Source organism: Catenuloplanes nepalensis (assembly GCF_030811575.1).
GTDB classification, from domain to species: domain Bacteria; phylum Actinomycetota; class Actinomycetes; order Mycobacteriales; family Micromonosporaceae; genus Catenuloplanes; species Catenuloplanes nepalensis.
The window spans coordinates 564,945-588,263 of the sequence record NZ_JAUSRA010000001.1; the positions used below are offsets into that span (position 1 = coordinate 564,945).

The 23,319-nt window shown below is 73.0% G+C and carries 25 protein-coding genes; 23 read left to right on the forward strand and 2 right to left on the reverse strand.

Going from position 1 to position 23,319, the window contains the following annotated elements:
* The first annotated feature begins 25 nt into the window (after positions 1 to 25).
* From J2S43_RS02415 to J2S43_RS02465, 11 genes are all read left to right on the forward strand, one after another.
* Positions 26 to 1,501: an FtsW/RodA/SpoVE family cell cycle protein gene (locus tag J2S43_RS02415; RefSeq protein ID WP_306839155.1), complete on the forward strand. Its 1,476-nt coding sequence runs from the start codon at positions 26 to 28 to the stop codon at positions 1,499 to 1,501.
* 48 nt (positions 1,502 to 1,549) lie between these two features.
* Positions 1,550 to 2,989 (forward strand): UDP-N-acetylmuramate--L-alanine ligase, encoded by a 1,440-nt coding sequence (gene murC / locus J2S43_RS02420; RefSeq protein ID WP_306826897.1) that lies wholly within the window; start codon positions 1,550 to 1,552, stop codon positions 2,987 to 2,989.
* A 295-nt stretch (positions 2,990 to 3,284) separates the two neighbouring features.
* The gene (locus J2S43_RS02425; RefSeq protein WP_370881738.1) at positions 3,285 to 4,100 is read left to right on the forward strand and encodes a cell division protein FtsQ/DivIB; all 816 of its coding nucleotides are present in this window, start codon (positions 3,285 to 3,287) and stop codon (positions 4,098 to 4,100) included.
* 341 nt (positions 4,101 to 4,441) lie between these two features.
* The gene (gene ftsZ, locus J2S43_RS02430; protein WP_306826899.1) at positions 4,442 to 5,545 is read left to right on the forward strand and encodes a cell division protein FtsZ; all 1,104 of its coding nucleotides are present in this window, start codon (positions 4,442 to 4,444) and stop codon (positions 5,543 to 5,545) included.
* A gap of 58 nt (positions 5,546 to 5,603) precedes the next feature.
* Complete coding sequence (locus J2S43_RS02435) at positions 5,604 to 6,302, forward strand: YggS family pyridoxal phosphate-dependent enzyme (RefSeq protein WP_306826900.1); 699 nt, start codon at positions 5,604 to 5,606, stop codon at positions 6,300 to 6,302.
* A gap of 361 nt (positions 6,303 to 6,663) precedes the next feature.
* Positions 6,664 to 7,413, forward strand: a complete 750-nt coding sequence (locus J2S43_RS02440) for a cell division protein SepF (RefSeq protein WP_306826901.1) — start codon at positions 6,664 to 6,666, stop codon at positions 7,411 to 7,413.
* 42 nt (positions 7,414 to 7,455) lie between these two features.
* On the forward strand, positions 7,456 to 7,755 hold the full coding sequence (locus J2S43_RS02445; protein ID WP_306826902.1) for a YggT family protein: 300 nt from the start codon (positions 7,456 to 7,458) through the stop codon (positions 7,753 to 7,755).
* Positions 7,756 to 7,825: 70 nt separating this feature from the next.
* Positions 7,826 to 8,656, forward strand: a complete 831-nt coding sequence (locus tag J2S43_RS02450; protein WP_306826903.1) for a DivIVA domain-containing protein — start codon at positions 7,826 to 7,828, stop codon at positions 8,654 to 8,656.
* A 21-nt stretch (positions 8,657 to 8,677) separates the two neighbouring features.
* A complete protein-coding gene (locus J2S43_RS02455) occupies positions 8,678 to 9,331 on the forward strand; it encodes a hypothetical protein (RefSeq protein ID WP_306826904.1) in 654 nt (217 codons plus the stop codon).
* A gap of 45 nt (positions 9,332 to 9,376) precedes the next feature.
* Positions 9,377 to 9,673: a DUF167 domain-containing protein gene (locus J2S43_RS02460; RefSeq protein WP_370881585.1), complete on the forward strand. Its 297-nt coding sequence runs from the start codon at positions 9,377 to 9,379 to the stop codon at positions 9,671 to 9,673.
* Positions 9,670 to 11,223 (forward strand): potassium/proton antiporter, encoded by a 1,554-nt coding sequence (locus J2S43_RS02465; RefSeq protein WP_306826907.1) that lies wholly within the window; start codon positions 9,670 to 9,672, stop codon positions 11,221 to 11,223. Before J2S43_RS02460 ends, J2S43_RS02465 begins: the two co-directional genes overlap by 4 nt.
* A 95-nt stretch (positions 11,224 to 11,318) precedes the next feature.
* On the opposite strand, the gene J2S43_RS02470 is transcribed toward J2S43_RS02465, so the two are convergent.
* Positions 11,319 to 12,380, reverse strand: a complete 1,062-nt coding sequence (locus J2S43_RS02470) for a hypothetical protein (protein ID WP_306826908.1) — start codon at positions 12,378 to 12,380, stop codon at positions 11,319 to 11,321.
* Between J2S43_RS02470 and J2S43_RS02475 the strand changes: the two genes are divergently transcribed.
* The 6 genes from J2S43_RS02475 (at position 12,379) to J2S43_RS02500 (ending at position 18,194) form a co-directional block, all read left to right on the forward strand.
* On the forward strand, positions 12,379 to 12,801 hold the full coding sequence (locus J2S43_RS02475; RefSeq protein WP_306826909.1) for a TraR/DksA family transcriptional regulator: 423 nt from the start codon (positions 12,379 to 12,381) through the stop codon (positions 12,799 to 12,801). The two genes, J2S43_RS02470 and J2S43_RS02475, sit on opposite strands and share 2 nt — an antisense overlap.
* A gap of 28 nt (positions 12,802 to 12,829) precedes the next feature.
* Entirely contained in the window at positions 12,830 to 13,444 is a 615-nt protein-coding gene (lspA, locus tag J2S43_RS02480) for a signal peptidase II (protein ID WP_370881586.1), read from the forward strand.
* Positions 13,441 to 14,382, forward strand: coding sequence for an RluA family pseudouridine synthase (locus J2S43_RS02485; RefSeq protein ID WP_306826910.1), 942 nt, complete (start codon positions 13,441 to 13,443; stop codon positions 14,380 to 14,382). Before lspA ends, J2S43_RS02485 begins: the two co-directional genes overlap by 4 nt.
* Positions 14,379 to 15,227, forward strand: a complete 849-nt coding sequence (locus tag J2S43_RS02490) for a hypothetical protein (protein WP_306826911.1) — start codon at positions 14,379 to 14,381, stop codon at positions 15,225 to 15,227. Before J2S43_RS02485 ends, J2S43_RS02490 begins: the two co-directional genes overlap by 4 nt.
* A gap of 250 nt (positions 15,228 to 15,477) precedes the next feature.
* Complete coding sequence (locus J2S43_RS02495; protein WP_370881587.1) at positions 15,478 to 17,265, forward strand: MinD/ParA family ATP-binding protein; 1,788 nt, start codon at positions 15,478 to 15,480, stop codon at positions 17,263 to 17,265.
* 47 nt (positions 17,266 to 17,312) lie between these two features.
* Positions 17,313 to 18,194, forward strand: coding sequence for a DUF2567 domain-containing protein (locus tag J2S43_RS02500; RefSeq protein ID WP_306826913.1), 882 nt, complete (start codon positions 17,313 to 17,315; stop codon positions 18,192 to 18,194).
* A 150-nt stretch (positions 18,195 to 18,344) separates the two neighbouring features.
* Here the strand turns inward: J2S43_RS02500 and J2S43_RS02505 are convergent, their stop codons facing one another.
* On the reverse strand, positions 18,345 to 19,046 hold the full coding sequence (locus tag J2S43_RS02505) for an LON peptidase substrate-binding domain-containing protein (protein WP_306826914.1): 702 nt from the start codon (positions 19,044 to 19,046) through the stop codon (positions 18,345 to 18,347).
* A 164-nt stretch (positions 19,047 to 19,210) separates the two neighbouring features.
* On the opposite strand from J2S43_RS02505, the gene hisD reads away from it, so the two are divergent.
* Genes hisD through J2S43_RS02535 form a run of 6 tightly spaced genes read left to right on the forward strand, consistent with a single transcriptional unit; the run spans position 19,211 to position 23,317 of the window.
* Positions 19,211 to 20,536, forward strand: coding sequence for a histidinol dehydrogenase (hisD, locus tag J2S43_RS02510; RefSeq protein ID WP_306826915.1), 1,326 nt, complete (start codon positions 19,211 to 19,213; stop codon positions 20,534 to 20,536).
* A complete protein-coding gene (locus tag J2S43_RS02515) occupies positions 20,533 to 21,603 on the forward strand; it encodes a histidinol-phosphate transaminase (protein ID WP_306826916.1) in 1,071 nt (356 codons plus the stop codon). Before hisD ends, J2S43_RS02515 begins: the two co-directional genes overlap by 4 nt.
* Complete coding sequence (gene hisB / locus J2S43_RS02520) at positions 21,600 to 22,211, forward strand: imidazoleglycerol-phosphate dehydratase HisB (protein ID WP_033346090.1); 612 nt, start codon at positions 21,600 to 21,602, stop codon at positions 22,209 to 22,211. Before J2S43_RS02515 ends, hisB begins: the two co-directional genes overlap by 4 nt.
* Positions 22,208 to 22,363 (forward strand): CG2302 family histidine operon protein, encoded by a 156-nt coding sequence (locus J2S43_RS02525; protein ID WP_306826917.1) that lies wholly within the window; start codon positions 22,208 to 22,210, stop codon positions 22,361 to 22,363. The genes hisB and J2S43_RS02525 overlap by 4 nt, the downstream gene beginning before the upstream one ends.
* A 10-nt stretch (positions 22,364 to 22,373) precedes the next feature.
* Positions 22,374 to 22,991 (forward strand): imidazole glycerol phosphate synthase subunit HisH, encoded by a 618-nt coding sequence (gene hisH / locus J2S43_RS02530; protein WP_306826918.1) that lies wholly within the window; start codon positions 22,374 to 22,376, stop codon positions 22,989 to 22,991.
* On the forward strand, positions 22,988 to 23,317 hold the full coding sequence (locus tag J2S43_RS02535) for a hypothetical protein (protein ID WP_306826919.1): 330 nt from the start codon (positions 22,988 to 22,990) through the stop codon (positions 23,315 to 23,317). The genes hisH and J2S43_RS02535 overlap by 4 nt, the downstream gene beginning before the upstream one ends.
* Positions 23,318 to 23,319 lie beyond the last annotated feature (2 nt).

Here is a 23,319-nt window from a genome sequence, read left to right on the forward strand (position 1 = left end):
CGTGTCCGGCGCACATGATGGGGCCATGGCGGAGGGCGGCGGCGAGGCGAAGACGGCGGAAGCGCGGGCGAGCGTGGATCTCGGCGGTGGGCTGGCCGCGCTGCGCGGGCTGCTGGCCCGGCCGCTGGCCTCCTACTACCTGCTGCTGGCCAGTTCCGGGCTGCTGCTGGTGATCGGCCTGACCATGGTCTTCTCCGCGACCAGCGTGCGGGCCTACGCGGAGAACGGCAACGCGTTCGCGATGATCAGCAAGCAGGCGCTGTTCGCGCTGATCGGCCTGGCCGCGTTCTGGGCCGTGCAGCGGCTGCCGGCCAGCACCCTGCGCCAGGTGGGATTCCCGGTGATGGTGGTCTCGTTGATCCTGCTCGCGGTGCTGGACCTGCTGGTGGTGCTGGACGGATTCGGCGTGCTCCCGGAGCCGCAGATCGGCCCGGTCTACGCGGACCTGCTCTGGCTCTACATCGGACCGGTCCAGTTCCAGCCGTCCGAGCTGGCCAAGTTCGGCCTGGTCCTGTGGGGCGCCGACATGATCGCCCGGAAGGGCGCGGCGATGGGCTGGTGGCGCGAGCTGTCCATGCCGCTCGGCCCCGCGGTCGGCCTGCTCTTCGTGCTGGTCGGCTACAACGACACCGGCACGATGATGCCGCTGCTCGGCATCGTGATCGGCCTGCTCTGGACGGCCGGCGTGCGGCTGCGCGTCTTCGCCGCGCTGTCCCTGGTCGGGCTGGGCGGCATCGGCCTGCTGATCGCGGCCGCGTCGCAGGGCGCCGGCTCCGGCGAGGCGGGCGCGCCCAACTACCGGCTGGACCGGATCACCTCGTTCCTCGCCTCGCCGGAGGAGTGCGCGCAGGCGGGCTGCTACCAGCTGATGCAGGCCCGGTACGCGATCGCGGACGGCGGCTGGTTCGGCACCGGGCTCGGCAAGAGCAGCCTCAAGTGGGGCTGGCTGCCGTCCGAGCACAACGACTTCATCTTCGCGGTCATCGCGGAGGAACTGGGCGTGGTCGGCTGCGCCGTGGTGCTCGCGCTGTTCGCCGTGCTGGCCTACACCGGTTACCGGATCGCCCGCCGGGTCCAGGACCCGTTCCGCCGGCTCGCCGCCGCGTCCATCACCACCTGGCTGGTCGTCCAGACGCTCGTCAACGTGGGCGGTGTGGTCGGCCTGCTGCCGATCACCGGCCTGCCGCTGCCGTTCATCTCCGACGGCGGCTCCGCGCTGGTGGTCACGCTGGCCGCGATAGGAGTGCTCGCCTCGTTCGCCCGCGCGGAGCCGGACGCGGCCCGCGCGCTCAACGCCCGCCCGCCGGCCCGCTGGGTCCGGCTGCTCTGGGCGCCGCTGCCCCCGCTGCCGCCGTCGGCCCGTGAGCCGGAGGCGCCGGTCGCCCGGCGCGCCACCACCCGGGTGCCGGCCGGCCAGGAACGACAGGCCGCGCGGCTGGCCCGCGCCGCGACCCGGGACCGGGTCACCCGGCTGCGTGGAGGGCCGGAGCGCAGGGGATGATGAGGGCTCTCCCGACCATGACCCGCGCGCGAGAGGGTTGATCAAGACATGAACACGCCGGACGGCGCACTCACGGCCGAGCAGTTGGGGACGGTGCACCTGATCGGGGTCGGCGGCGTCGGCATGAGCGGCCTGGCCCGCCTGCTGCTCACGCGGGGCATCAAGGTCAGCGGCAGTGAGCTGCGCGAGTGGCCCTACCTCGCGGCGCTGCGCGCGCTGGGCGGCACCATCCACATGACGCACACCGAGTCGAACCTCGACGGCGTCGACACCGTGGTCTACTCCACCGCGATCCCGCAGGACCACCTGGAGCTCGTCGAGGCGCGCAAGCGCGGGCTGCGCGTGCTGCACCGGTCCGAGGCGCTGGCCGCCACGATGACCGGGCGGCAGGCGATCGCGGTCGCGGGCACGCACGGCAAGACCACCACCACGTCGATGATCACGCTGATCCTGCAGCACGCGGGCGAGGACCCGTCGTTCGTGATCGGCGGCGAGATCTCCGAGGTGGGGTCGAACGCGCACCACGGCTCCGGGCAGTATTTCGTGGTCGAGGCGGACGAGAGCGACCGGTCGTTCCTGCGCTACCGGCCGCACGTCGCGCTGATCACCAACATCGACGCGGACCACCTGAACACCTATGGTGACCTGGCCGGCGTGGAGGCCGCGTTCGGCGAGTTCGCGCGGCTGGCCGACTCGCCGGTGAACGGGCGCGGCGACGGGTTCGTGATCGCCTGCGCGGACAACGAGGGCACCCGCCGGATGGCCGCCACGCTCCGCGAGGAAGGGCACACCGTCTATACGTACGGTGAGGCCGAGGACGCGGACCTGCGCATCTTCGACGTCCGCTCGTCCGCGGCCGGCGTGCGTTACCGGGCCGAGCTGGACGGGCTGTCGCTCGGCGAGATCTTCCTTCCCACGCCCGGCCGGCTGCTCGGCCTGAACAGCTCGGCCGCGGTGCTGACCGCGCTGCGGCTCGGCCTGCCGATCGAGAAGGTGGTCGAGGCGCTGGCGTCCTTCCCGGGCGTGCGGCGCCGGTTCGAGCGCAAGGGCGAGATCAACGGCATTCTGGTGTACGACGAGTACGCGTACCACCCGGTGCCGGTCAAGGCCGCGATCGAGACGCTGCGCGAGGTGGCCGGCGAGGGCCGGCTGATCGTGGTCTTCCAGCCGTACCGGGTGTACCGCACCCGCGACCTGGAGGCGGAGTTGGCCGCGGCGCTGTCGATCGCGGACGAAGCCGTGATCATGGAGGTCTTCGGGCCGGGCGAGACGCGGCTGCCGGGCGAGGGCGGCGTGTCGCTGACCGCCGCGATCGACCTGCCGGCCGGCCGCAAGGTCTTCGTGCCGGACTGGGACGGCGTGGCGGCCGAGGTGGTCCGCCGGGCCCGGCCGGGCGACGTGGTGGTCACCATGGGCGCACCGCCGAGCTCGATGCTGGGCGACGAGCTGATCGCGGCGCTGGGCGCCACGGAGCCCGCGGCGGAATGAGCACGTCGGCGGCGCGGGGCCATGTCCGCACGACCGGACCGGCGGCGCCGGGTGGTTCGCGCGTGAGCGGCCTGAGCGGCCTGGTGGCGCCGGGTGGGTCGCGCGTGAGCGGATCGGTGGCGCCGGGTGGTTCGCTTGCGGTTCGATCGGCGGCGCCGGGCGGTTCGCGCCTGAGTGGCCTGAGTGGCCTGAGCGGCCTGGTGGCGCCGGGTGGTTCGCGCGTGAGCGGATCGGTGGCGCCGGGTGGTTCGCTTGCGGTTGGACCGGCGGCGCCGGGCGGTTCGCGCGCGGCCGGATCCGCGGCGCGGTGGGCCGGCGGCCGGAGGGGGAGCCGGGCATGAGTGAGCAGGGCGGTGGCCTGCGTCGCTGGCGGCTGGTGCGGGCGGACCGGGACGCGGTTCCGCCGTCGGTGCGGCGGTTCATGCGCCGTGCTCGCCAGCGGCGGATCCGCGCGGCGCTGCCCTGGGCGATCGCCGTCGCGATCATCGCGGTCGCGTCCGGGATCGGCTGGATGATCTACGGCACCAGCGTGCTCGGCGTTCGGCACGTCGAGGTGACCGGCGCGGTGCTGCTCGACCCGCCGCAGGTGCGCGATGCCGCCGCGGTGCCGGACCTGACACCGCTGGCCCGGGTGGACACCGGCGCGGTCGCGGCCCGGGTCGAGGCGCTGGCGCCGGTGGACCGCGCGGTCGTCTCCCGCCGCTGGCCCGGCACGCTGCTGATCGAGGTGATCGAGCGCACCGGCGTGGCCGTGGTCCCCCGCGGCGACGAGTTCGCGGTCGTCGACGACGAGGGCGTGGCGTTCCGGACGCTGCCGAAGCGCCCGGCCGGGCTGCCGCTGCTGGAGGTCGCGAACCCGGGCCCGGAGGACGTCAACACGCGCGCCGGACTTGAGGTGCTGGCCGCGCTCAGCACCGAGCTGCACGCAAAGTTGATCTCCGTCACGGTGGAGGCGCCGGCCCGGATCCGGCTCAATCTGGCGGACGAGCGGACCATCGTCTGGGGCGACTCCTCGCAGAGCGCGGTCAAGTCTTCCGTGGCCACGGCCTTGCTGGACCGTGCGGAAAAGACGATCGACGTCAGCGCGCCCGAGGTCGTCTCGCTCAGATAGGGCGATTTTCGACACACGCGGGATGCGGCGCCGCCGACCGCAGAGGCATTTTGGGGCAAATGCGCTCTTCTTTCGCCCCAAACGCCCCACGCGGTCGGAACCAGGGCGCAGAGCCGGAGACCGGAGCCACGACCAGAAACACGACACGCCGTGTCGGTTCTTGGTTGAGGCCTCACGTCCGCATACGTTGCCGGAGAGGTCGCGTGGTTGACATAACTATCGACCTCTAGTAGAGGGTGAGGTTTCCGCCTCAATCTCAACGTTCCGGCGCATGAGTCGACACGGCCTGACCGAGGCTTTGTCGCCGATGCCCGTCAACCTCGGGAAGGGAAGGCAGACCGATGAACCCTCCGCACAACTACCTGGCGGTTATCAAGGTCGTCGGTATCGGCGGCGGTGGCGTCAACGCCGTCAACCGAATGATCGAGGTTGGGCTCAAGGGTGTCGAGTTCATCGCGATCAATACCGACGCGCAGGCGCTGTTGATGAGCGACGCCGACGTGAAGCTCGACGTGGGCCGCGAGCTGACTCGTGGTCTTGGCGCGGGTGCGAATCCCGACGTCGGCAAGAACGCGGCCGAGGATCACCGCGACGAGATCGAGGAGGTCCTCAAGGGCGCGGACATGGTCTTCGTGACCTGCGGCGAGGGCGGTGGCACCGGCACCGGCGGCGCGCCAGTCGTGGCGAACATCGCCCGTAAGCTCGGCGCGCTCACCATCGGCGTGGTCACCCGGCCGTTCTCGTTCGAGGGTAAGCGCCGCCAGGTGCAGGCCGAGACCGGCATCGACGAGCTGCGCAACCAGTGCGACACGCTCATCGTGATCCCGAACGACCGGCTGCTCGCGCTGGGTGATCGCGGAATAAGCATGATGGACGCGTTCCGCCAGGCCGACCAGGTCCTGCTCTCCGGTGTCCAGGGCATCACCGACCTGATCACCACGCCGGGCCTGATCAACCTGGACTTCGCGGACGTGAAGAGCGTCATGTCCGGCGCGGGCAGCGCGCTGATGGGCATCGGCAGCGCCCGCGGCGACAACCGCGCGGTCGAGGCGGCCGAGGCCGCGATCTCCAGCCCGCTGCTGGAGCAGAGCATGGACGGCGCGCGCGGCGTGCTGCTCTCCATCGCCGGCGGCTCCGACCTGGGCCTGTTCGAGATCAACGATGCGGCGCAGCTGGTCACGGACGCGGCCCACCCGGACGCGAACATCATCTTCGGTGCCGTGATCGACGACGCGCTCGGCGACGAGGTGCGGGTGACCGTGATCGCGGCCGGGTTCGACGGGGGCACCCCGGCGTACAAGCCGGTCGAGTCGGTGCGCAAGCCGCAGCCGGCCCCGACGCTGCCGTCCGCGCAGTCCAACCCGCTCCCGCCGCCGCCGCAGGAGCGCCGCAAGGTGCTCTTCGACGACGTCGACGTGCCGGACTTCCTGAAGAACGGCTCCTGACAGCACCGAACCGGCCCGGGGCTTCCCCGGGCCGGTTCTCTCCCACGGAGAAGAACACGTGAGCGACGCACGGCGGGACGAGATCGCCGGCAATCTGGCCGTGGTGCGGGCCCGCATCGGCGCGGCGTGCGCGGCTGCCGGGCGGGACCCGGCCGGCGTGACGCTGATCGCGGTGACCAAGACCTACCCGGCCGCGGACGTGGAGCATCTGGCCGCGCTCGGCGTCGCGGACGTGGGGGAGAACCGGGACCAGGAGGCCGCGCCGAAGGCGGACGCGGTGACCGTGCCGGTTCGCTGGCACTACATCGGGCAGCTGCAGCGCAACAAGGCCCGCTCGGTCGCGCGGTACGCGGACGTCGTGCACTCGGTGGACAGCGAGCGGCTGGCCGAGGCGCTCGCCGGCGCGGCCGCCCGGCAGCGGGAGGCCCCGATCGAGGTGCTGGTCCAGGTGAACCTGGACGGCGAGCCGCACCGCGGCGGCGCCGTGGACGCGGACGTCGGCCGGGTCGCCGAGGCCGTCGCGGCGCACCCGGAGCTGACGCTGCGCGGTGTGATGGCGGTGGCGCCGCAGGACTGGGAGCCGGCGGCCGCGTTCGCCCGGCTGGCCGAGGTCGCCGCGCGCATGCGGGCCGAGCACCCGGGCGCGGACCTCATCTCCGCCGGCATGAGCGGTGATCTGGAGGCGGCGATCGCGCACGGCGCGACACACGTGAGGGTGGGCGGCGCGTTGCTCGGCATGCGCGCACCGCTGCGGTAGCCTGACCGCGGAACCGAACTACATGAGTGTGATTCAACCGCGATGGGGGATTCACGAAGGTCCCGCGGGGGTATCACCGGTCCCTCGCCGGTCCGGGGAGGGACTGATGTCGAGGGTTCCACCGCAGGGCAGCGGCACGGCAGGGGGCGGTGCCGCCACGGCGGAGGCGAGGTGGGGGCAGGCATGAGAGGGCGTAACGGTACGAGGTTCGGCGAGCACGCTCGGCGGACGCGGAAGGGGCTCGCGGTGCGTCACGCTGTCCGCCTCCGTGGCGCGGTGGTGACCCGATGAGCGAGCGTGCGAGCGAATCATCGGCTCAGCGCCGGCCGCGCCGTGACCGAGGCGTCGACGGGAGCCCGGCATGAGTGCCCTCCGCAGGGCGGGTGTCTGGCTCGGTCTCGTCGAGGAGGACGACGACCCCCGCTACGAGAACTCGCGGTACGACGACGACGGCTACCGGTCCGGCTACCGCGGGCGTGACCACGACCGCCGGCGGTACAGCGAGGACTTCGAGGACGAGGACGAGGAGATCGACGAGCCGCCGGCGGTGCCCCGCACCCGCGGCCGGTCCGACGTCCGCGACCGCACCTCGCGCATCGACCGGGAGCGGCACGAGCGGCCGTCCCGCTCCTCCGTGCGCGAGGAGATGGAGCGCATCGAGGCCGAGCGCGCCGAGCGCGAGCAGGAACAGCAGCAGAGTGCGACGGTGCGCCCGATCACCCGAACGGGTGGAGCGGCGTCCGGTGCACTGACCTATCCCACGCAGGAGAGCCTGGCGCTGGCGCCGCCGCTGCCGGCCCCGAGCCGGGTCACGGTCGCGGAGGAGGAGCAGCGCTACCAGATCACCACGCTGCACCCGACCACGTACCGGGAGGCGCGGACGATCGGCGAGCACTTCCGGGACGGCGTACCAGTGATCATCAATCTCACCGAGATGGATGAGGGTGACGCTCGCCGTCTCGTCGACTTCGCGGCCGGACTAGCGTTCGGTCTTCGGGGTACGATCGAGCGAGTGACCAACCGGGTTTTCCTGCTCTCGCCGGCCAACGTTCAGGTCACCGCGGAGGACAAGGCCAAGATCGCCGAGGGCGGGTTTTTCAGTCAGACCTGACCCGACGCTGTCTTACCTGAATCTCTAGGGGCTCCGCTAGCCGTGCTGTCGATCGTGTTGCAAGTCCTCTACCTGCTGCTGTACGTGTTCTTCCTGACACTGCTGGCACGGTTCGTGCTGGGTGCGGTGCTGCAGTACGGACGGCGATGGCAGCCGAGCCGGGGCGCGGCCGCGGCACTGGAGTCGGTGTGGAGCGTCACTGATCCACCCCTCAAGGCGTTGAGGCGTGTGATCCCACCACTGCGAATTGGTACCGTGAGCTTCGACCTGGCCTCCCTTGTGCTGCTGGTTATCCTGATCGTGCTGATGGAACTCGTGGTACGGCCGTTGATCATCAGGTGAACAACGTGCAAAGGGTTGAGAACCTGACGACCAGCGCGCCACGCGGCCGCAACTGACCCGAGGAGTTTCGATGCCGCTGACCCCGGCCGACGTCCATAACGTCGCCTTCAAAAAACCCCCCATCGGCAAGCGGGGGTATGACGAGGAGGAGGTCGACGCCTTCCTGGACGAGGTCGAGCGCGAGCTCGCCCGTCTGATCGAGGAGAACAACGAACTCCGTGCTCAGGTCGAGCGCGGTGGCGGCCGCCCCGTCGCCCCGGCCGGCCCGGGCGCCGACCCGCGGATGGCCGCCGAGCTCAACGACCTCAAGGCGCAGCTCGACCGTGTCCAGCGGGACAAGGCCGCCGCCGACCAGGCCGCTCGCGCCATGCAGGCCGAGCTCGACCAGGTCCGCGCGCAGGGTGGCCCGGCCGGTGGTCTGGGTGGCCCCGGCACCAACCCGGACGGCGAGCAGCAGGCGCTCCGCGTGCTGATGATGGCGCAGCGCACCGCCGACGACCACGTCGCCGACGCGCGCCGCGAGGCCGACAAACTGCTGACCGACGCCCGCACCAAGGCGGAGGAGGTCACCCGCGAGGCGCGGGCCAAGGCCGACGCGCTCGAGCGCGACGCCCGGCAGCGTCACCAGGAGGCCATGGGCGGCCTGGACGCGAAGCGGTCCGCGCTGCAGAAGCACATCGAGGAGCTCAAGCAGTTCGAGCGGGAGTACCGCACTCGCCTCAAGGCCTACCTGGAGTCCCAGCTGCGTGACCTCGACGGTCGCGGCCAGGGACTCGAGGCGGAGCTAACCCGCAGCGAGGGCAACCGCGCGGTGGGTGGCTCCGGTGGTCTCGCCGCGGCGGGCCTGGCCTCGTCGTACGGCGGCGGTCGCAGCGGCTCCTCGATCGAGTCCGGCCGCTAGTCGACGCGACGGGGGTGAGCCATGATCGTCATCAGCCTGTTGCTCATCCTCGTCGCGATCACGCTGTTGGTGCTCGGACTGATGAGCGCGTCGAGCCTGCTCCTGATCGGCTCGATCGTGGGCAGTCTGCTGGCCGCCGTGACGCTGGTGGTCGGCATGCGGCAGACGGCTGCCGCACGCGCCGAGATGATCGACAACGCGGACGTGATGGCCGAGGCCGACACGAAGAGCGATGAGTACGGCGCGCCCGCCGAGGAGTACCTCGACGAGGAGTTCGCCGGTTACGAGGGGCGCCGCCAGCGACGAGAGGGCACCTCGTCGCCCGTCACCTCGACCGAGTTCCGGGACGAGGCCTACCCCGGCTTCGGCGCCTCCGAGCCGGAGCAGCCGGTCTACCGCGAGCCGGTGCCGCCGCAGCGCGAGCCGGCCGACGACCCGGAGGACGAGCCGGAGCCGCAGGACGTCACGGCCGCCGAGGCCGCCCGTGTCGCGCGCATGACGTCCGACGTCTACGTGGTGGACGGCCGGCCGCGCTATCACCTGGCCGGCTGCGTCCACCTGATGGACAAGGAGGCCGAGCCGCTGCCGGTCAACGAGGCGGCCGATCTCGGCTTCACCCCCTGCGGCCTGTGCGAGCCGGACAGCGCGCTGCTCGCCGACGCCCGCCGAGTTTGATCTTCACAGGCGCGTAACCGTTTCCCCGAAGGCGGGTTCGGGACAATGGTGGGCATGGACGTTTCCGTGCCCGTTCGGGTCAAGCCCGGCGCATCCCGCGCGCAGGTCGGCGGCCGGCACGACGGGCCGCACGGCCCCGCGCTGGTCGTCGCCGTCAACGCGCCACCCCTCGACGGCCGTGCCACCGAGGCCGCGCGCAAGGCCCTCGCGGGCGCGCTCGGCGTCCGGCCCGGGTCCGTCACGCTCAAGCTCGGCGCGGCCAGCCGCGACAAGGTCTTCCTGGTCGAGGACGCGCCCGAGGCGCTGACCGCCACCGTGACCGAGCTGCGGGACGGCGGGTGAGCGGCGACATAGACCTGGCGCTGCTGCTCGGCGCCGCCGTCGTGCTGATCGCGGTCGCCGCGGTCCGCATCTCCACCCGTTTCGGCTTCCCCAGCCTGCTGATCTACCTCGGCATCGGGCTCCTGATCGGCGAGGACGGGCTCGGCATCCGCTTCGACGACGCGGAGCTGACCCGGGTGCTCGGCTTCTGCGCGCTCATCGTGATCATCGCGGAGGGCGGCCTGACCGCGCGGGTGAGCACGCTGCGCCCGGTGCTCGGCCTGGCCGCGCTGCTCTCCACGGCCGGCGTCGCGGTCAGCATCGTCACGGTCGGCGTGGTCGTGCACCTGCTGCTCGGGCTGGACTGGCAGCTCGCGCTGCTCTACGGCGCGGTGCTCTCGTCCACGGACGCGGCCGCGGTCTTCGCCACGCTGCGCCGGCTGCGCCTGCCGCCGCGACTGGTCGCCACGCTGGAGGCCGAGTCCGGCATGAACGACGCGCCGGTGGTCATCGTCGTGGTGCTGCTCTCCACGTCCGGCTTCGGCGCCCATCCGTGGTGGTACGAGCTGCTGATCATCGGGTACGAGCTGGTGGCCGGCGCCGCGATCGGCTATGCCGTCGGCGTCTCCGGCCGCTGGCTGCTCCGGCACGCGGCGCTGCCGTCCGCCGGGCTCTACCCGATCGCGGCCGTGGCGCTGACCGTGCTGGCGTACGCGGCCGGCGCGGTGGCGCACGCGTCCGGCTTCCTCGCGGTCTACGTCGCCGGGGTGCTGCTCGGCAACGCGCGGCTGCCGCACCGCGCCGCGATCCTCGGCTTCGCGGACGGGCTCGCCTGGACCGCGCAGATCGGCCTGTTCGTGCTGCTCGGCCTGCTCGCCTCGCCGGACCGGCTGCCCGGCGCGATCGACGAGGCGCTGGTCGCCGGCCTCGCGCTGGTGCTGCTGGCGCGTCCGCTGTCGGTGCTGGTGTCCGCGCTGCCGTACACGCTGCTGCGGCCGTTGCGGGGGCGGATCCGGCTGGGCTGGCGGGAGCAGACGTTCCTGTCCTGGGCCGGGCTGCGCGGCGCGGTGCCGATCGTGCTGGCCACTATCCCGCTCTCCGGATCCGTACCCGGTGCGGGCCGGCTCTTCGACGTGGTCTTCGTGCTCGTGGTCATCTTCACGCTCGTGCAGGGCTCCACGCTGGCTCCGCTCGCCCGGCGCCTCGGGGTGGTGGCCGGCGCGGAGCCGACCGAGCTGTCGGTGGAGACCGCGCCGCTGGACCGGATGGGCGCGGACCTGCTGACGCTGGCGATCCCGCCGGGGTCGCGGCTGCGCGGCGTGCACGTGGACGAACTGCGGCTGCCGGTCGGCGCGTCGGTCACGCTGGTGGTGCGCGACGGCTCCGGATTCGTCCCGGCGCCGGACACCCGGCTGCGGTCCGGCGACAGCCTGCTCGTCGTGGCGACCGCGGAGGTCCGCGAGGTCGCGGAACGGCGGCTGCGGGCGGTGAGCCGGCGCGGCCGGTTGGCGCGCTGGTTCAACGAGTACGGCGCGGACGGGGGTGCACCGGACGCTCCGAGCAGAGGCTAGTGCATCCCAGTAGGTATTTGTCGGGATGGCGATAAATTACCCGGACGGATGTGGTGAAAACGGCTCATCCCGGTGCGCCCTGTTGTCGGATTCGCTTACGGTCCGTATTCTTGCGAACCTCCGGAGTGCACGGCGGCCCGCCGTGTGCCCGTTTTGCACGTGGGGGGCGCCATGGTCAAGCGGGCGGACATGGCCAAGGAAGTTACTACTGGCGACCAGGCGGCCACTGGCCGTAAGGTGTCGGGACGGGCCGGCAAGGCCGCGAGCGCGGCGACGACGGGGGCGTCGGCGACGGCCGGCAAGTCCGGGAACCGCGCCCGCATCGGTGCCACGGCCAAGCCGGGCGGAGCCGCGAAGCCGGGCGGAGCCGCCACATCAGGTGGAGCCGCCGCGACGGGCGCGGTCAGCTCGCCGAACCGAGGGCCTGCGCGTGGGGCGGCGGTGGGGAAGCCGGCCGGGGCGACGTCGGCCGCTGCGAGGTCGGTCACCGCGACGGCGTCGAAGAACAACACAGCGAAGACTGCGACCGGGGTGAAGGCGGCGTCCGGCGGGAAGTCCGGGGCGCGCAAGGCGGCCAGCCCGAAGCCGTCGGCCGCCACGGTAACCCGGTCGACCAGCGGCGCGGCACCGGCCGACGGTCCGGCGCCGACCGTCAGAGCGGCGGCGGCGGCGAGCGGCAAGGCGACGACTGCCAAGGCGGCGAGCGGCAGGACAGCGGCGACTGACAGGGCGGCGGCGGGCCGCGCGCGGAAGGGCGCGGCGAAGGTCGCCCCGGCGAAGGCCGCGTCGGCCGGAGCGCGGGTCAAGGGTGCATCGGCCGAGGCCTCGTCGGTCGGGACCGCGGCAGCGGCCGGGACGGTTCCGGCCGAGGGGGTGACGGCCACGCGCGGCGCCAAGGCCGCGCCGGCCGGAAAGCGCGCCACCGCAGCATCTGCTGAAGAAACGGCGAAAGCCACCAAAGCGGTACGGGCCACGACGGCCGAAGCCACGAAGACCACCGCGGGGATGACCGCGCGGCGCACCGAGGGCACGACGAAGGGCACCGGCAGGAACCGGGCCGAGCCGGCCGCCACCCGGACGGCACGGACCGACAGGACGCGGGCAGACACAGCACCGCCGACCGCCGCGGACAGCGCGGCCGAGGGAGCGACGACCATGGCGAAGGCAGCCGAGACCAGGACACCGGCCCGCAAGACCGCGCCCGCGAAGGGCGCCCGGAGCGCGGCCGAGACCGAGAAGATCCGGGCCGCCCTCGCGGGCCGCCGGGACGAACTGCGCCACGAGTACGATCAGACCCTGATCGAGATCGCCGACCTTCAGCGCGAGAGGCTGGGGGACTCGGCGGGCGACGACCAGGCGGACACCGGCACCAAGACGTTCGAACGCGAGCAGGAGATCACGCTCGCGAACAACCTCCTGGAGCGGATCAACCAGGTCGAGCGTGCGCTGGAGCGGTTGGACGAGGGACACTACGGCTGGTGCGAGCGGTGCGGGAACCCGATTCCCGTCGAGCGGCTGGCCGCGTTCCCGTCCGCGACCCGGTGTGTGAAGTGCAAGCAACTGGAGGAGCGGCGCTGACTTCCGCGCCGCCGGGGAGGACGGACCGGTGACGGTGGAGGCTGAGCAGCCGCCCGCGGAAGCGCGTGCCAGCGGGCCCGGAAGTGTTCGGCGGGCGGTCACCGTCCTCGGCGCGGTCGCGGCCGTCAGCGTCGCGGCGGACTTCGCGACCAAGGAGCTCGCGCTCGCGACGCTGAACTATCGCGACGACGTGACGGTGATCCCGGGCGTGCTCTACTGGAGCCTGATCCGCAACAGCGGAGCCGCGTTCAGCCTCGGCGAGGACTACACGTGGATCTTCCCGATCGTCACGATCGTGGTGGTGATCTGGATCGGCTGGATGGCCACGAAGCTGCGGTCCGTCCCGTGGGCGATCTCGCTCGGCCTGGTGCTGGGCGGCGCGCTCGGCAACCTGATCGACCGGATCTTCCGCGAGCCGTCCCCGTTCCTCGGCCACGTGGTCGACTTCATCAGCGTGTTCCAGCCCGACGCGGGCGCGTTCCCGATCTTCAACCTGGCGGACAGCTCGCTCAGCGTCGGGGTGGTGCTGGCGGTGCTGCTGGAACTCACCGGACGGCAGCGGGACGGCTCCCGGATATCCTCGGACAGCGGCGAGAAGCCCGCCCCCGGCAGCAGTGACAAGAAGGACAGCACGAGCGCGTGACGCAGCCCTCCGGTGATACCCGATCCCTCCCCGTGCCCGACGGCCTCGACGGCCTGCGTCTCGACGCCGCCGTCTCCCGGCTGTTCGGGCTCTCCCGCACCGCGGCCGCCGCGATCGTCGAGGCCGGCGACGCCTATGTCGACGGCACCCGGCGCGGCAAATCAGACAAGGTCTCCGGCGGCTCCTGGCTGGAGGTGACGCTGCCCGCACCGGCCGCGCCGCCGACCGTGGTCGCGGAGACCGTGGACGGCCTGCGGGTCGTCCACTCCGACGACGACATCGTGGTGGTCGACAAGCCGGTCGGCGTCGCGGCCCACCCGAGCCCGGGCTGGACCGGCCCGACCGTGATCGGCGGTCTCGCCGGGCTCGGCCACACGATCGCGACCAGCGGCGCCGCCGAGCGCCAGGGGGTCGTGCACCGGCTCGACGTGGGTACCACCGGGCTCATGGTGGTGGCGAAGAGCGAGCACGCGTACACGGTGCTCAAGCGCGCGTTCAAGGAGCGCGAGGTGGAGAAGCGCTACCACGCGATCGTGCAGGGGCACCTCGACCCGCTGCGCGGCACGATCGACGCGCCGATCGACCGGCACCCGTCCTCGGACTGGAGGTGGGCGGTGATGACCGGCGGCAAGCCGAGCATCACGCACTACGACACGCTCGAGGCGTTCCGGTCGGCCAGCCTGGTCGACATCAGGCTGGAGACCGGGCGCACCCACCAGATCCGGGTGCACATGTCCGCGATGCGGCACCCGTGCGTGGGCGATCTCACCTACGGCGCCGACCCGACCCTCGCGCAGCGTGCCGGCCTGCACCGGCAGTGGCTGCATGCGCGCGAGCTGAGTTTCACCCACCCGGGCACGTACGAGGAGGTGCGGTTCGTCAGCGAGTACCCGGACGACCTGCAGCACGCCCTCGACGTGCTGCGCGCGGCGAGTTGACCGGGCTGCTGCGGCGGCTGGACGAGCGGCTCCTGCCGCCGCTCGGCCGTGGTCTCGCACGGGCCGGGCGTACCCCCGGCCGGTTGCGGTTCCTGACCGGCGCGGCCGTGGCCGCCTCCGTCGCGGTGCTGCTGACCGCGGTCTGGGCCGCGGACCGGCCGGCGCCGTCCGGCGACGACACCGTGGGTGACGTGGTCCGCCTCGGCGTGGTCGAGGGCGACTCGATCCCGGGGTACGCGGACGCGTCCGCCGCCGAGCTGGCCACGCTCGGCGGCGCCACCACCGCCGTGTTCGCGCTGGTCACGTTCACCGAGTACCTCGCGCCGGACCGGCTGGCCGCCGCGCTGGAGGGCCGGGCCGCCGCGGTGGTGGTCGGCCGGGTGCCGCTGGCCGGCGCCCAGACCGAGATCGTCCGGATCGCGGTGCAGCGGCTGCCGGCCGACCTGATCGGCGGCATGGGCGTGATCGCGGAGCGCAAGGACCGGGAGGCCGAGGACTATCGCCGGCTGAGCGCGAAGCTGACCGGTGACTCCGCGCAGGAGCTCCGGTTGCGGACCGTGTACGACAGCGGCGCCGCGGTGGCGGCGACGGAGGCGACGGCGTACCGCGACGGGTGTTCGTGTCTTTACGCGGCCGTGATTCGGGCCACGCCGGCGGAGCTGACCGCGGTCGCCGAGCGGCCCGAGGTCCGGGTCGTCGATCCGGCCCCCGAGCTGTCCCGCCTCGACCGCGCCGTGCTCCTGCCCCCGCTTCCGGAACAGGACGACGTGGTCAAACCACCTGTGGACGGGCTCACAGAATCCATGGCGCCGCTCGGCACACCCGTGACGCCGGGCGGCCGATAGGGGAGAATGGCAGCATCCCGGCGCGGCCCCACGCGTTGAACCATCCGGCAGCGCGGCAGTCCCCGTACCGACGGTCAGGTTCAGCGTTCGGGGCGGCGGCCGCACGATCCGGCACGCATCGTTAGGGTCTGCGGAGTCCGGCCGTTTTGGGTAGATGGCCGGACGATTGGGATGAGGATGCGGGTGTGGCCTGAAGCGGGTTTCCTTCGTAGCCTGTCAGGCAGACCATTGGCGCTGGGAGGATGCATCCGTGGAGGGCACCGAGACCGACTGGGGTCGGGGGCAGGAACCGCCGCCGCGATGGCGAGCGCTTCTTGACCGTGCCCTGCTCGGTGGCCGGACCGGGGAGCATGCCCAGGTGAACGCGGACCGGGCGGGCCGCGGCGAGCCCGGCTACCCGGCGAACGGACATAACGGGCATCCCGGCGCTAGCGGCTATCCGGAGGCGAACGGCTACCCCGAGGGCGGCAATCGGTACGGCGCGCCCGAGGGCGACCCACGCCGCGGCTACTTCGAGTCCACCCCGCCCGGCGGCGGCCCGCTCGACGCGCCGGTGCCTCCGCCGGACAGCCCGCTGCCGCGCCGCCCGCAGCGCACCCCCGCCTCCCCGTCCTACGGCGCGGCCGTGAACGGGCGCCAGCAGGACCCGGTGCAGCCGCCGCCGGCGCAGCAGCCGCCGATGCGGCCCGGACCGGACGCCACCGGCACGGCCCGCCGCCAGCCGTACCCGCCGGCCGGCGGAGCCTACGGCGGGCCGCAGCCCGTGCAGCCGCCGCCGGTCACGCCGAGCGGCCCGGACGAGGGCTTCGAGTCCCGCTACGCCGCGCTGGACCCGCGCTACTCGCCGGTCCAGCCGGGCCGTTACCCGTCCGGCCCGCCGATGCCGCCGGCCGGTGCTCCGGCGCCCCCACCGGTGCCGCAGGCAGCCGCGCCGGCGCCGCCGGTCCCGCAGGCACCACCGATGCCGCCCGCGGCCGCGCAGGCCCCGCCGGGCGGCGCCTACGGTGGCGCGCCGCAGGCCTACGCCGCACCCGAGCGTGACTATCCGCCGCAGCCGTCGCGCTACTCGATCCTGTCCCCGCCCGGTTACGTGCCCCCGCCCCCGCCGCCGAAGACCGAGCCGCCGGCGCCGCAGGCCCAGCCGGCCGCGCCGGCCCGGTTCCAGGAGAAGAACGTCGGCTTCCTCGGCGGCGCCGCGCCCGAGCCGGCGGCCCGGCCGGCGATGGACGTGGAGACCGAGCGCGCGATAAGCGTGCTCAAGCGTGACCTGGGCGGCCCGCGCGTGATGGCGTTCGCCAACCCGAAGGGCGGCGTGCACAAGACCACCGCGACCGTGCTCGCCTCGGCCGCGGTCGGCAGCGTGCGCGGCAAGGGCGTGCTCGCCTGGGACGACAACGAGCTGCGCGGCACGCTCGGCCTCCGGGCCGGCAGCGCCCGGCACGCGCGCACGGTCCGGCACCTGATCGCGGAGCTGGCCCAGATCGAGATAACGCACGGCGCCGAGCTGCTCGACCGGCTCGACGACTTCCTCCGGCACGCCTCCGACGGGTCGTACGACGTGCTCGCCGGCGAGGAGAACCCGCGCTTCGCCCAGCGCCTCGACCAGCACACGGTCCGCCGCGTGCTGGAGCTGCTGCGCCGCACGCACGACGTGATCTGCGTGGACACCGGCAACAACGTGGAGAGCGTGAACTGGCAGACCGTGCTGCAGGCCGCCGACCAGCTGGTGGTCACCACGGTCCCGCGCGAGGACGCCGCGTTCACCGCGGACTGGATGCTCGACCTGCTCGACGACGTCGGCATGGGCGACCTGGTGTCGAACGCGGTGACGCTCATCTCCTGCCCGACGCCGGGCAAGTCACCGCTGCTCGACGACCTGGAGAAGCACTTCAAGACGCGGACCCGGGCGGTCGCGATCGTGCCGTACGACCCGGCCCTGGAGACCGGCGCGTCCATCGAGTACCACCAGCTCCAGCCGGAGACGCGGAACGCCTGGCTGCGCGCCACCTCGATGATGCTGGAGCCGTTCGCCCGGTGATCCGGGTCCCGGCGGCGCACGCTCACGGCGCCTGAGAGGATCGAGGCGTGAGCGCGTCCAGTTGGCAGCCCGGCGTCAGCGGTGTCCCGTCGTCCGACGACCATGGCCCGGAGCCGTCGCCGGTGTCCGCGCCGGAGCTGCCCGGGTCGCCGCCCGATCCGCTGACGCCGGACCCGGCGGGTCCGCCGTCCCCCTCGGAGCCGCCGGAGTCGCCGGGGCCGCCGCTCGGCCGGGAGATCGCGTGGTCCGTCGCTGCAGGGCTGGTGATCGCGGCGCTGGGCATCCCGCTCGGGCTGCTCTGGGCCGTGCTGGCGCCGGACGTGCCGGTCGTGCAGGGCGAGAACGGTCCGCTGCTCACGTCCGCGCAGCCGGAGCAGTTCGTGGCCGCGGACGGGTGGTTCACGTTCCTCGGCATCGCGTTCGGCATCCTGATCACCGTGGCGGCGTGGTACGCGCTGCGCCGCTATCGCGGCGCGATCGCGTTGACCGCGGTCACGCTCGGAACGATCGGTGCGGCGCTGCTGGCGTCATGGGCGGGCAGCAAGGTCGGCCTCGGCGAGTACGAGCGGCTCAAGGCGACCGCGGCGATCGGCGAGCACTTCACCAAGCCGGCCGAGCTGCGGGCCGGCGAGGTGCACCTGTTCCTGGGCTTCCTGCCCGGCATCCGCGGCGACCTGCTGGCCGGCCCGCTGGCCGCCGCGGCCACCTACACGCTGCTCGCCGGCTGGTCCCCGTGGCCGTCGCTCCGCCCCGAGCCGTCGCCCACCTACCCGCCCGCCACCCCGATCGGCCCGGCCTTCACCGCACCCTCCAGCGACCTCGGCGCACCGGCGCCGCTCGATGCGGGCACGCCGCCCTCCGGGCCGACTGAGGCCGTGGGCGACAGCAGCGACACCAAGGAGTGGGAGCGTCCGGAAGCCGGCAGGTGAGCCCGGGTTCGCGGTTTCGGGGTTGCGGGAACCAGCGGCGGGACCGGCAGGGAGGCCGCCCGCGGCCGACCGGTGCCCGCGGGAGCACTGGGAAAGTGCCCACGCCGGAAGCGGGAAAATCGATCTCCGGAAGCGCCGCAGGCGAAAGGTCTAGTTCTGGCTGGACGGGGTGGCGTATTCGGAGAGCGGGACCGGGACCGCGCGGACCGTGCGGAACAGCGCGGCCTCGCGGGTGAGCAGCTTGAGCTCGGCGCGTAGGCGGGCCGCGGTGTCGGTCGCGGCGAGCAGGGCCTGGCGGTCCTCGACCGTGAACGCGCCGGTCGCCGCGACCAGGTGGGAGAGCGTGGTCGGGTCGTCCGGGAGCTGTTCGGGCACGTCGGGCGACTCCGGGCGCATCAGGCTCAGGTATTCGCGGAACGTGGCGAGCACGCGCGGGGCCAGCAGGTCGGCCACGTCCTCGGCGCCGGCCGGCTCGGGCAGCCACTCGACCTGGGCGACCAGATAGGGCGCGGGGTCCGGCATCACCTCGGTGATCCGGAAGCGGCGGCGGCCCACGGTGAGCAGGTCGAACTGGCCGTCGGGCAGCTCGGTGACCTGGCGGACCTCGGCGGTGCAGCCGATCTCGTGCAGCGTGACGCGCGCGGCGGCGGCGTCGGGGCCGCCCGGTCCGGCGGGCAGCACCTCCCAGCCGCTGCGGATCGCGACGACGCCGAACTCGCGCGGCGTCTCCTCGGGGCGGGCGACCAGGTCACGGACCAGCTCGCGATATCGCTCCTCGAAGATGTGCAGCGGCATCACCAGGCCGGGGAAGAGCACCGTCCCCAACGGGAACACCGGCAACCGCGTCACCACGCCACGAGCGTAGCGGAACCGCCCCGGCCCGTGAGCCCCGCGCCTCTTCCGATCCTCAGCCACCCTGCCATCCTGACGGACGCGGGGCCGGTTCCGCTGCGTTATCGTCCCGGCAACCGGACTGGCCCCTGTCCGCCCGGAGCGCGCCGAATAGACTCCCAAGGGTGTTGAACCGGATCGACCTGCGGAGCGCGGCCGACGCCGCGGTGCCGCGTGGCCTGCTGCCCCGTGCCCAGCTCGACGTCTCGGTCGCGACCGAGACCATCCGCCCGCTCGTGGAGGCGGTCCGTGAGCATGGGTTCCCGGCCATCCGCGAGGCGACCGAGCGGTTCGACGGCGTGCATCTGGAGCGACTGCGCGTGCCGGCCGAGGCGATCGCGGCGTCGCTCTCCGCGCTCGAGCCGGACGTGCGCGCCGCGCTGGAGGAGGCGATCGCCCGCACCCGCAAGGTGCACGCCGACCAGCGCCGGCACGACGTGACCACGCAGGTCGCGGCCGGTGGCACGGTCACCGAGCGCTGGCTGCCGGTGTCCCGCGTCGGTCTCTACGTGCCCGGCGGCCTCGCGATGTACCCGTCGACCGTCGTGATGAACGTGGTGCCCGCGCAGATCGCGGGCGTGGATGCGCTGGTGGTGGCGAGCCCGCCGCAGAAGGAGAACGGCGGCCTGCCGGACGCCCGGGTGCTGGCCGCGTGCGCGCTGCTCGGCGTGGACGAGGTCTATGCGGCCGGCGGCGCCCAGGCGATCGCGATGCTGGGCTACGGCTCGACCGGCGCGGTCGACGGCGACGGCTGCGCCCCGGTCGACGTGATCACCGGCCCCGGCAACATCTGGGTGACCGCGGCGAAGCGGCTGCTGCGCGGCGTGGTCGGCATCGACGCGGAGGCCGGGCCGACCGAGATCGCGATCCTGGCCGACGACACCGCCGACCCGGTGCACGTCGCGGCCGACCTGATCAGCCAGGCCGAGCACGACCCCCTCGCGGCGAGCGTGCTGGTCACGCCGTCCGTGGCGCTCGCGGACGCGATCGAGGACGCGCTGTCCCGGATGGTCGCGGCCACCAAGCACACCGAGCGGATCACCACGTCGCTGACCGGTTCGCAGTCGGGGATCGTCCTGGTCGCGGATCTGGAGCAGGGCCTGCGGGTCGTCGACGCGTACGCGGCGGAGCACCTGGAGATCCAGACGCGGGACGCGCGCGAGTGGGCGATGCGGGTGCGCAACGCCGGCGCGATCTTCGTGGGGGCGTTCGCGCCGGTGTCGCTGGGCGACTACTGCGCCGGCTCCAACCACGTGCTGCCGACCGGCGGCTGCGCCCGGCACCAGTCCGGCCTGTCCGTGCAGTCGTTCCTGAAGAACGTGCACATCGTGGAGTATGACGAGCCCGCGCTGCGCGAGGTCGCGGCGCACGTGGTCGCGCTCGCCACGGTGGAGGACCTGCCGGCGCACGGCGAGGCCGTCACCGCGCGGTTCCCCGGAGGGTTCGCATGATCGACCTTCCCATCCGGGACGACCTGCGCGGCCTGAGCCCGTACGGCGCGCCCCAGCTCGACGTGCCGGTCCGGCTGAACACGAACGAGAATTCGTACCCGGTGCCCGACGAGGTGGTCGAGGCGATCGGCAAGGCGCTCCAGGCCGAGCTGCGCGACCTCAACCGCTACCCGGACCGGGACGCGATCGCGCTGCGCGGCGCGCTCGCGGAGTACCTCGGGCATGGCCTGACCACCGCGCACGTCTGGGCGGCGAACGGTTCCAACGAGATCCAGCAGCAACTGTTGCAGGTGTTCGCGGGCCCGGGGCGCACCGCGCTCGGCTTCACCCCGGCCTACTCGATGCACCCGCTGCTCGCGGTCGGCACCGGCACCCGCTGGGTGGACGGCCGGCGCGACGAGGGCTTCGGCCTTGCCGCGGAGCACGCGGTGGCGCAGATCCGCGAGCACGCGCCCGACCTGGTCTTCCTCTGCTCGCCGAACAATCCGACCGGCACCGCGCTGGACCCGGCCGTGATCGCGGCCGTGCTGGACGCCGCGCCCGGCATGGTGATCGTCGACGAGGCGTATGCGGAGTTTGCCCGCCCCGGCACGCCGAGCGCGCTGGAGGTGCTGCCCGGCCACCCGAGGCTGGTGGTGACGCGCACGATGAGCAAGGCGTTCGGGTTCGCCGGCGGGCGCCTGGGCTACCTGGCCGCGCACCCGGCCGTGGTGGACGCGGTGCAGCTGGTCCGGTTGCCGTACCACCTTTCCGCGCTGACCCAGGCCGCGGCGCGGGCCGCGCTGTCGCACCGGGCCGCGCTGTTGAGCACGGTCGAGGCGATCAAGGTCGAGCGGGACCGGATCGTGTCCGTCCTGCGCGACCGTGGGCTCACCGTTGCGGAGAGCGACGCGAATTTTGTCCTTTTTGCGACGCCCGATCCCGACCAGAAGACCGCCTGGCGGGCGCTGCTCGACCGTGGTGTCCTCGTGCGGGACGTCGGTCTGCCCGGCTGGCTGCGCGTCACGGCCGGCACCCCCGACGAGACCGACGCTTTCCTGAACGCGATGAAGGAGCTTGACCGATGAGCCGACGGGCGCGGATCGACCGCACCACCAACGAGACCAAGGTGCGCATCGAGCTGGACCTGGACGGGACCGGCAAGGGCGACATCAGCACCGGCGTGGGCTTCTTCGACCACATGCTGAACCAGATCGCCAAGCACGGCGGCTTCGACCTGACCGTGCACACCGAGGGCGATCTGGAGATCGACGCGCACCACACGATGGAGGACACCGCGCTCGCGCTGGGCACCGCGTTCGCGGAGGCGCTCGGCGACAAGGCCGGCATCCGGCGGTACGGTTCCGCCACCATCCCGATGGACGAGGTGCTGGTCCGGGCCGCGCTCGACCTGTCCGGCCGGCCGTACATGGTGCACGACGAGCCACTGCTCACGCCGTATATCGGGCCGGTCTACGCGACCAGCATGACCCGGCACATCTGGGAGTCGTTCGCGCAGACCGCGAAGATGACGCTGCACGTCTCGGTGCTGCGGGGCGCGCGGGAGGGTGGCCACCCGGACGCGCACCACGTGGTGGAGGCGCAGTTCAAGGCCGTCTCCCGGGCGCTGCGCGAGGCGGTGGAGATCGACCCGCGCAACGCGGGCGCGATCCCCTCGACCAAGGGCACGCTGTGATCCCGCTGCTCCTGCTGGCTTTCGCCGGGATTCTCGCCGGTGGGGCGTTCTCGCTCCACCGGCAGGAGGCGAGCACGTTCTCGATAGTGATCACCGGACTGCTCGCCGCGCTGGCCGCGGCGGGCGGCATCCTCTGGCTCATCCCGGAATAGGGGAGCAATCATGACAAAGCGTGTGGTGATCCTGGACTACGGCTCCGGCAACCTGCGCTCCGCCGAGCGCGCGCTCGAGCGGGCCGGCGCGGACGTGACGGTCACGCCGGACCTGGCCGCGGCCGCGGACGCGGACGGCCTGGTCGTGCCGGGCGTCGGCGCGTTCGCCGCGTGCATGGCCGGCGTGGAGAAGATCGACGCCGGCCCGATGATCGCGGAGCGGGTCGCGGCCGGCCGCCCGGTGCTCGGCATCTGCGTGGGCATGCAGATCTTCTTCGAGTTCGGCGACGAGCACGGCACCGTCACCAAGGGCCTCGGCCTGCTGCCCGGTGGCGTGACCCGGTTGACGGCCGAGCGCATCCCGCACATGGGCTGGAACACGGTCACCGTGCCGTCCGGGAGCCGCCTGATGGACGGCATGCCGGGCGACGCCCGGTTCTACTTCGTGCACTCCTACGCGGCCTCCGGGCTCGGCGCGCTGGGGGATGCGCTGGTCACCACGGCCGCGCACGACGAGCCCTTCGCCGCCGTGGTCGAGCGCGGCCCGCTCTCGGTCGCGCAGTTCCACCCGGAGAAGTCCGGCGACACCGGCGCGCGCCTGCTCCGGAACTGGATCGCGGGGCTGTGAGCAAGGACCGGGCCATCCGGCGAGCCGCCCGGCTGCTGGAGGCGGAGCGGCAGCGCGCCGCCCGCGCGGCCGTGGCGTCGCGCCGCCAGAAACGCCGGGACATCACCGGCAAGATCGTGCCGAAGCTGCCGGACCGGCGCACCGGCCGGCTGCAGCCGCGGCGGACCGCGGCCCAGCGCGCCGCGATCGTGATGCTCAGCCTGCTGGCCGTGATGGTGACCTGGTACCTGGTGGACGACCTGGTGATGCGCCTGATCATCGTCCTGGTGCTGATCCTCGCCCTACCAGCGCTGGTCGTGATCGCGCTGGGCCGAAGAAACTCATGATC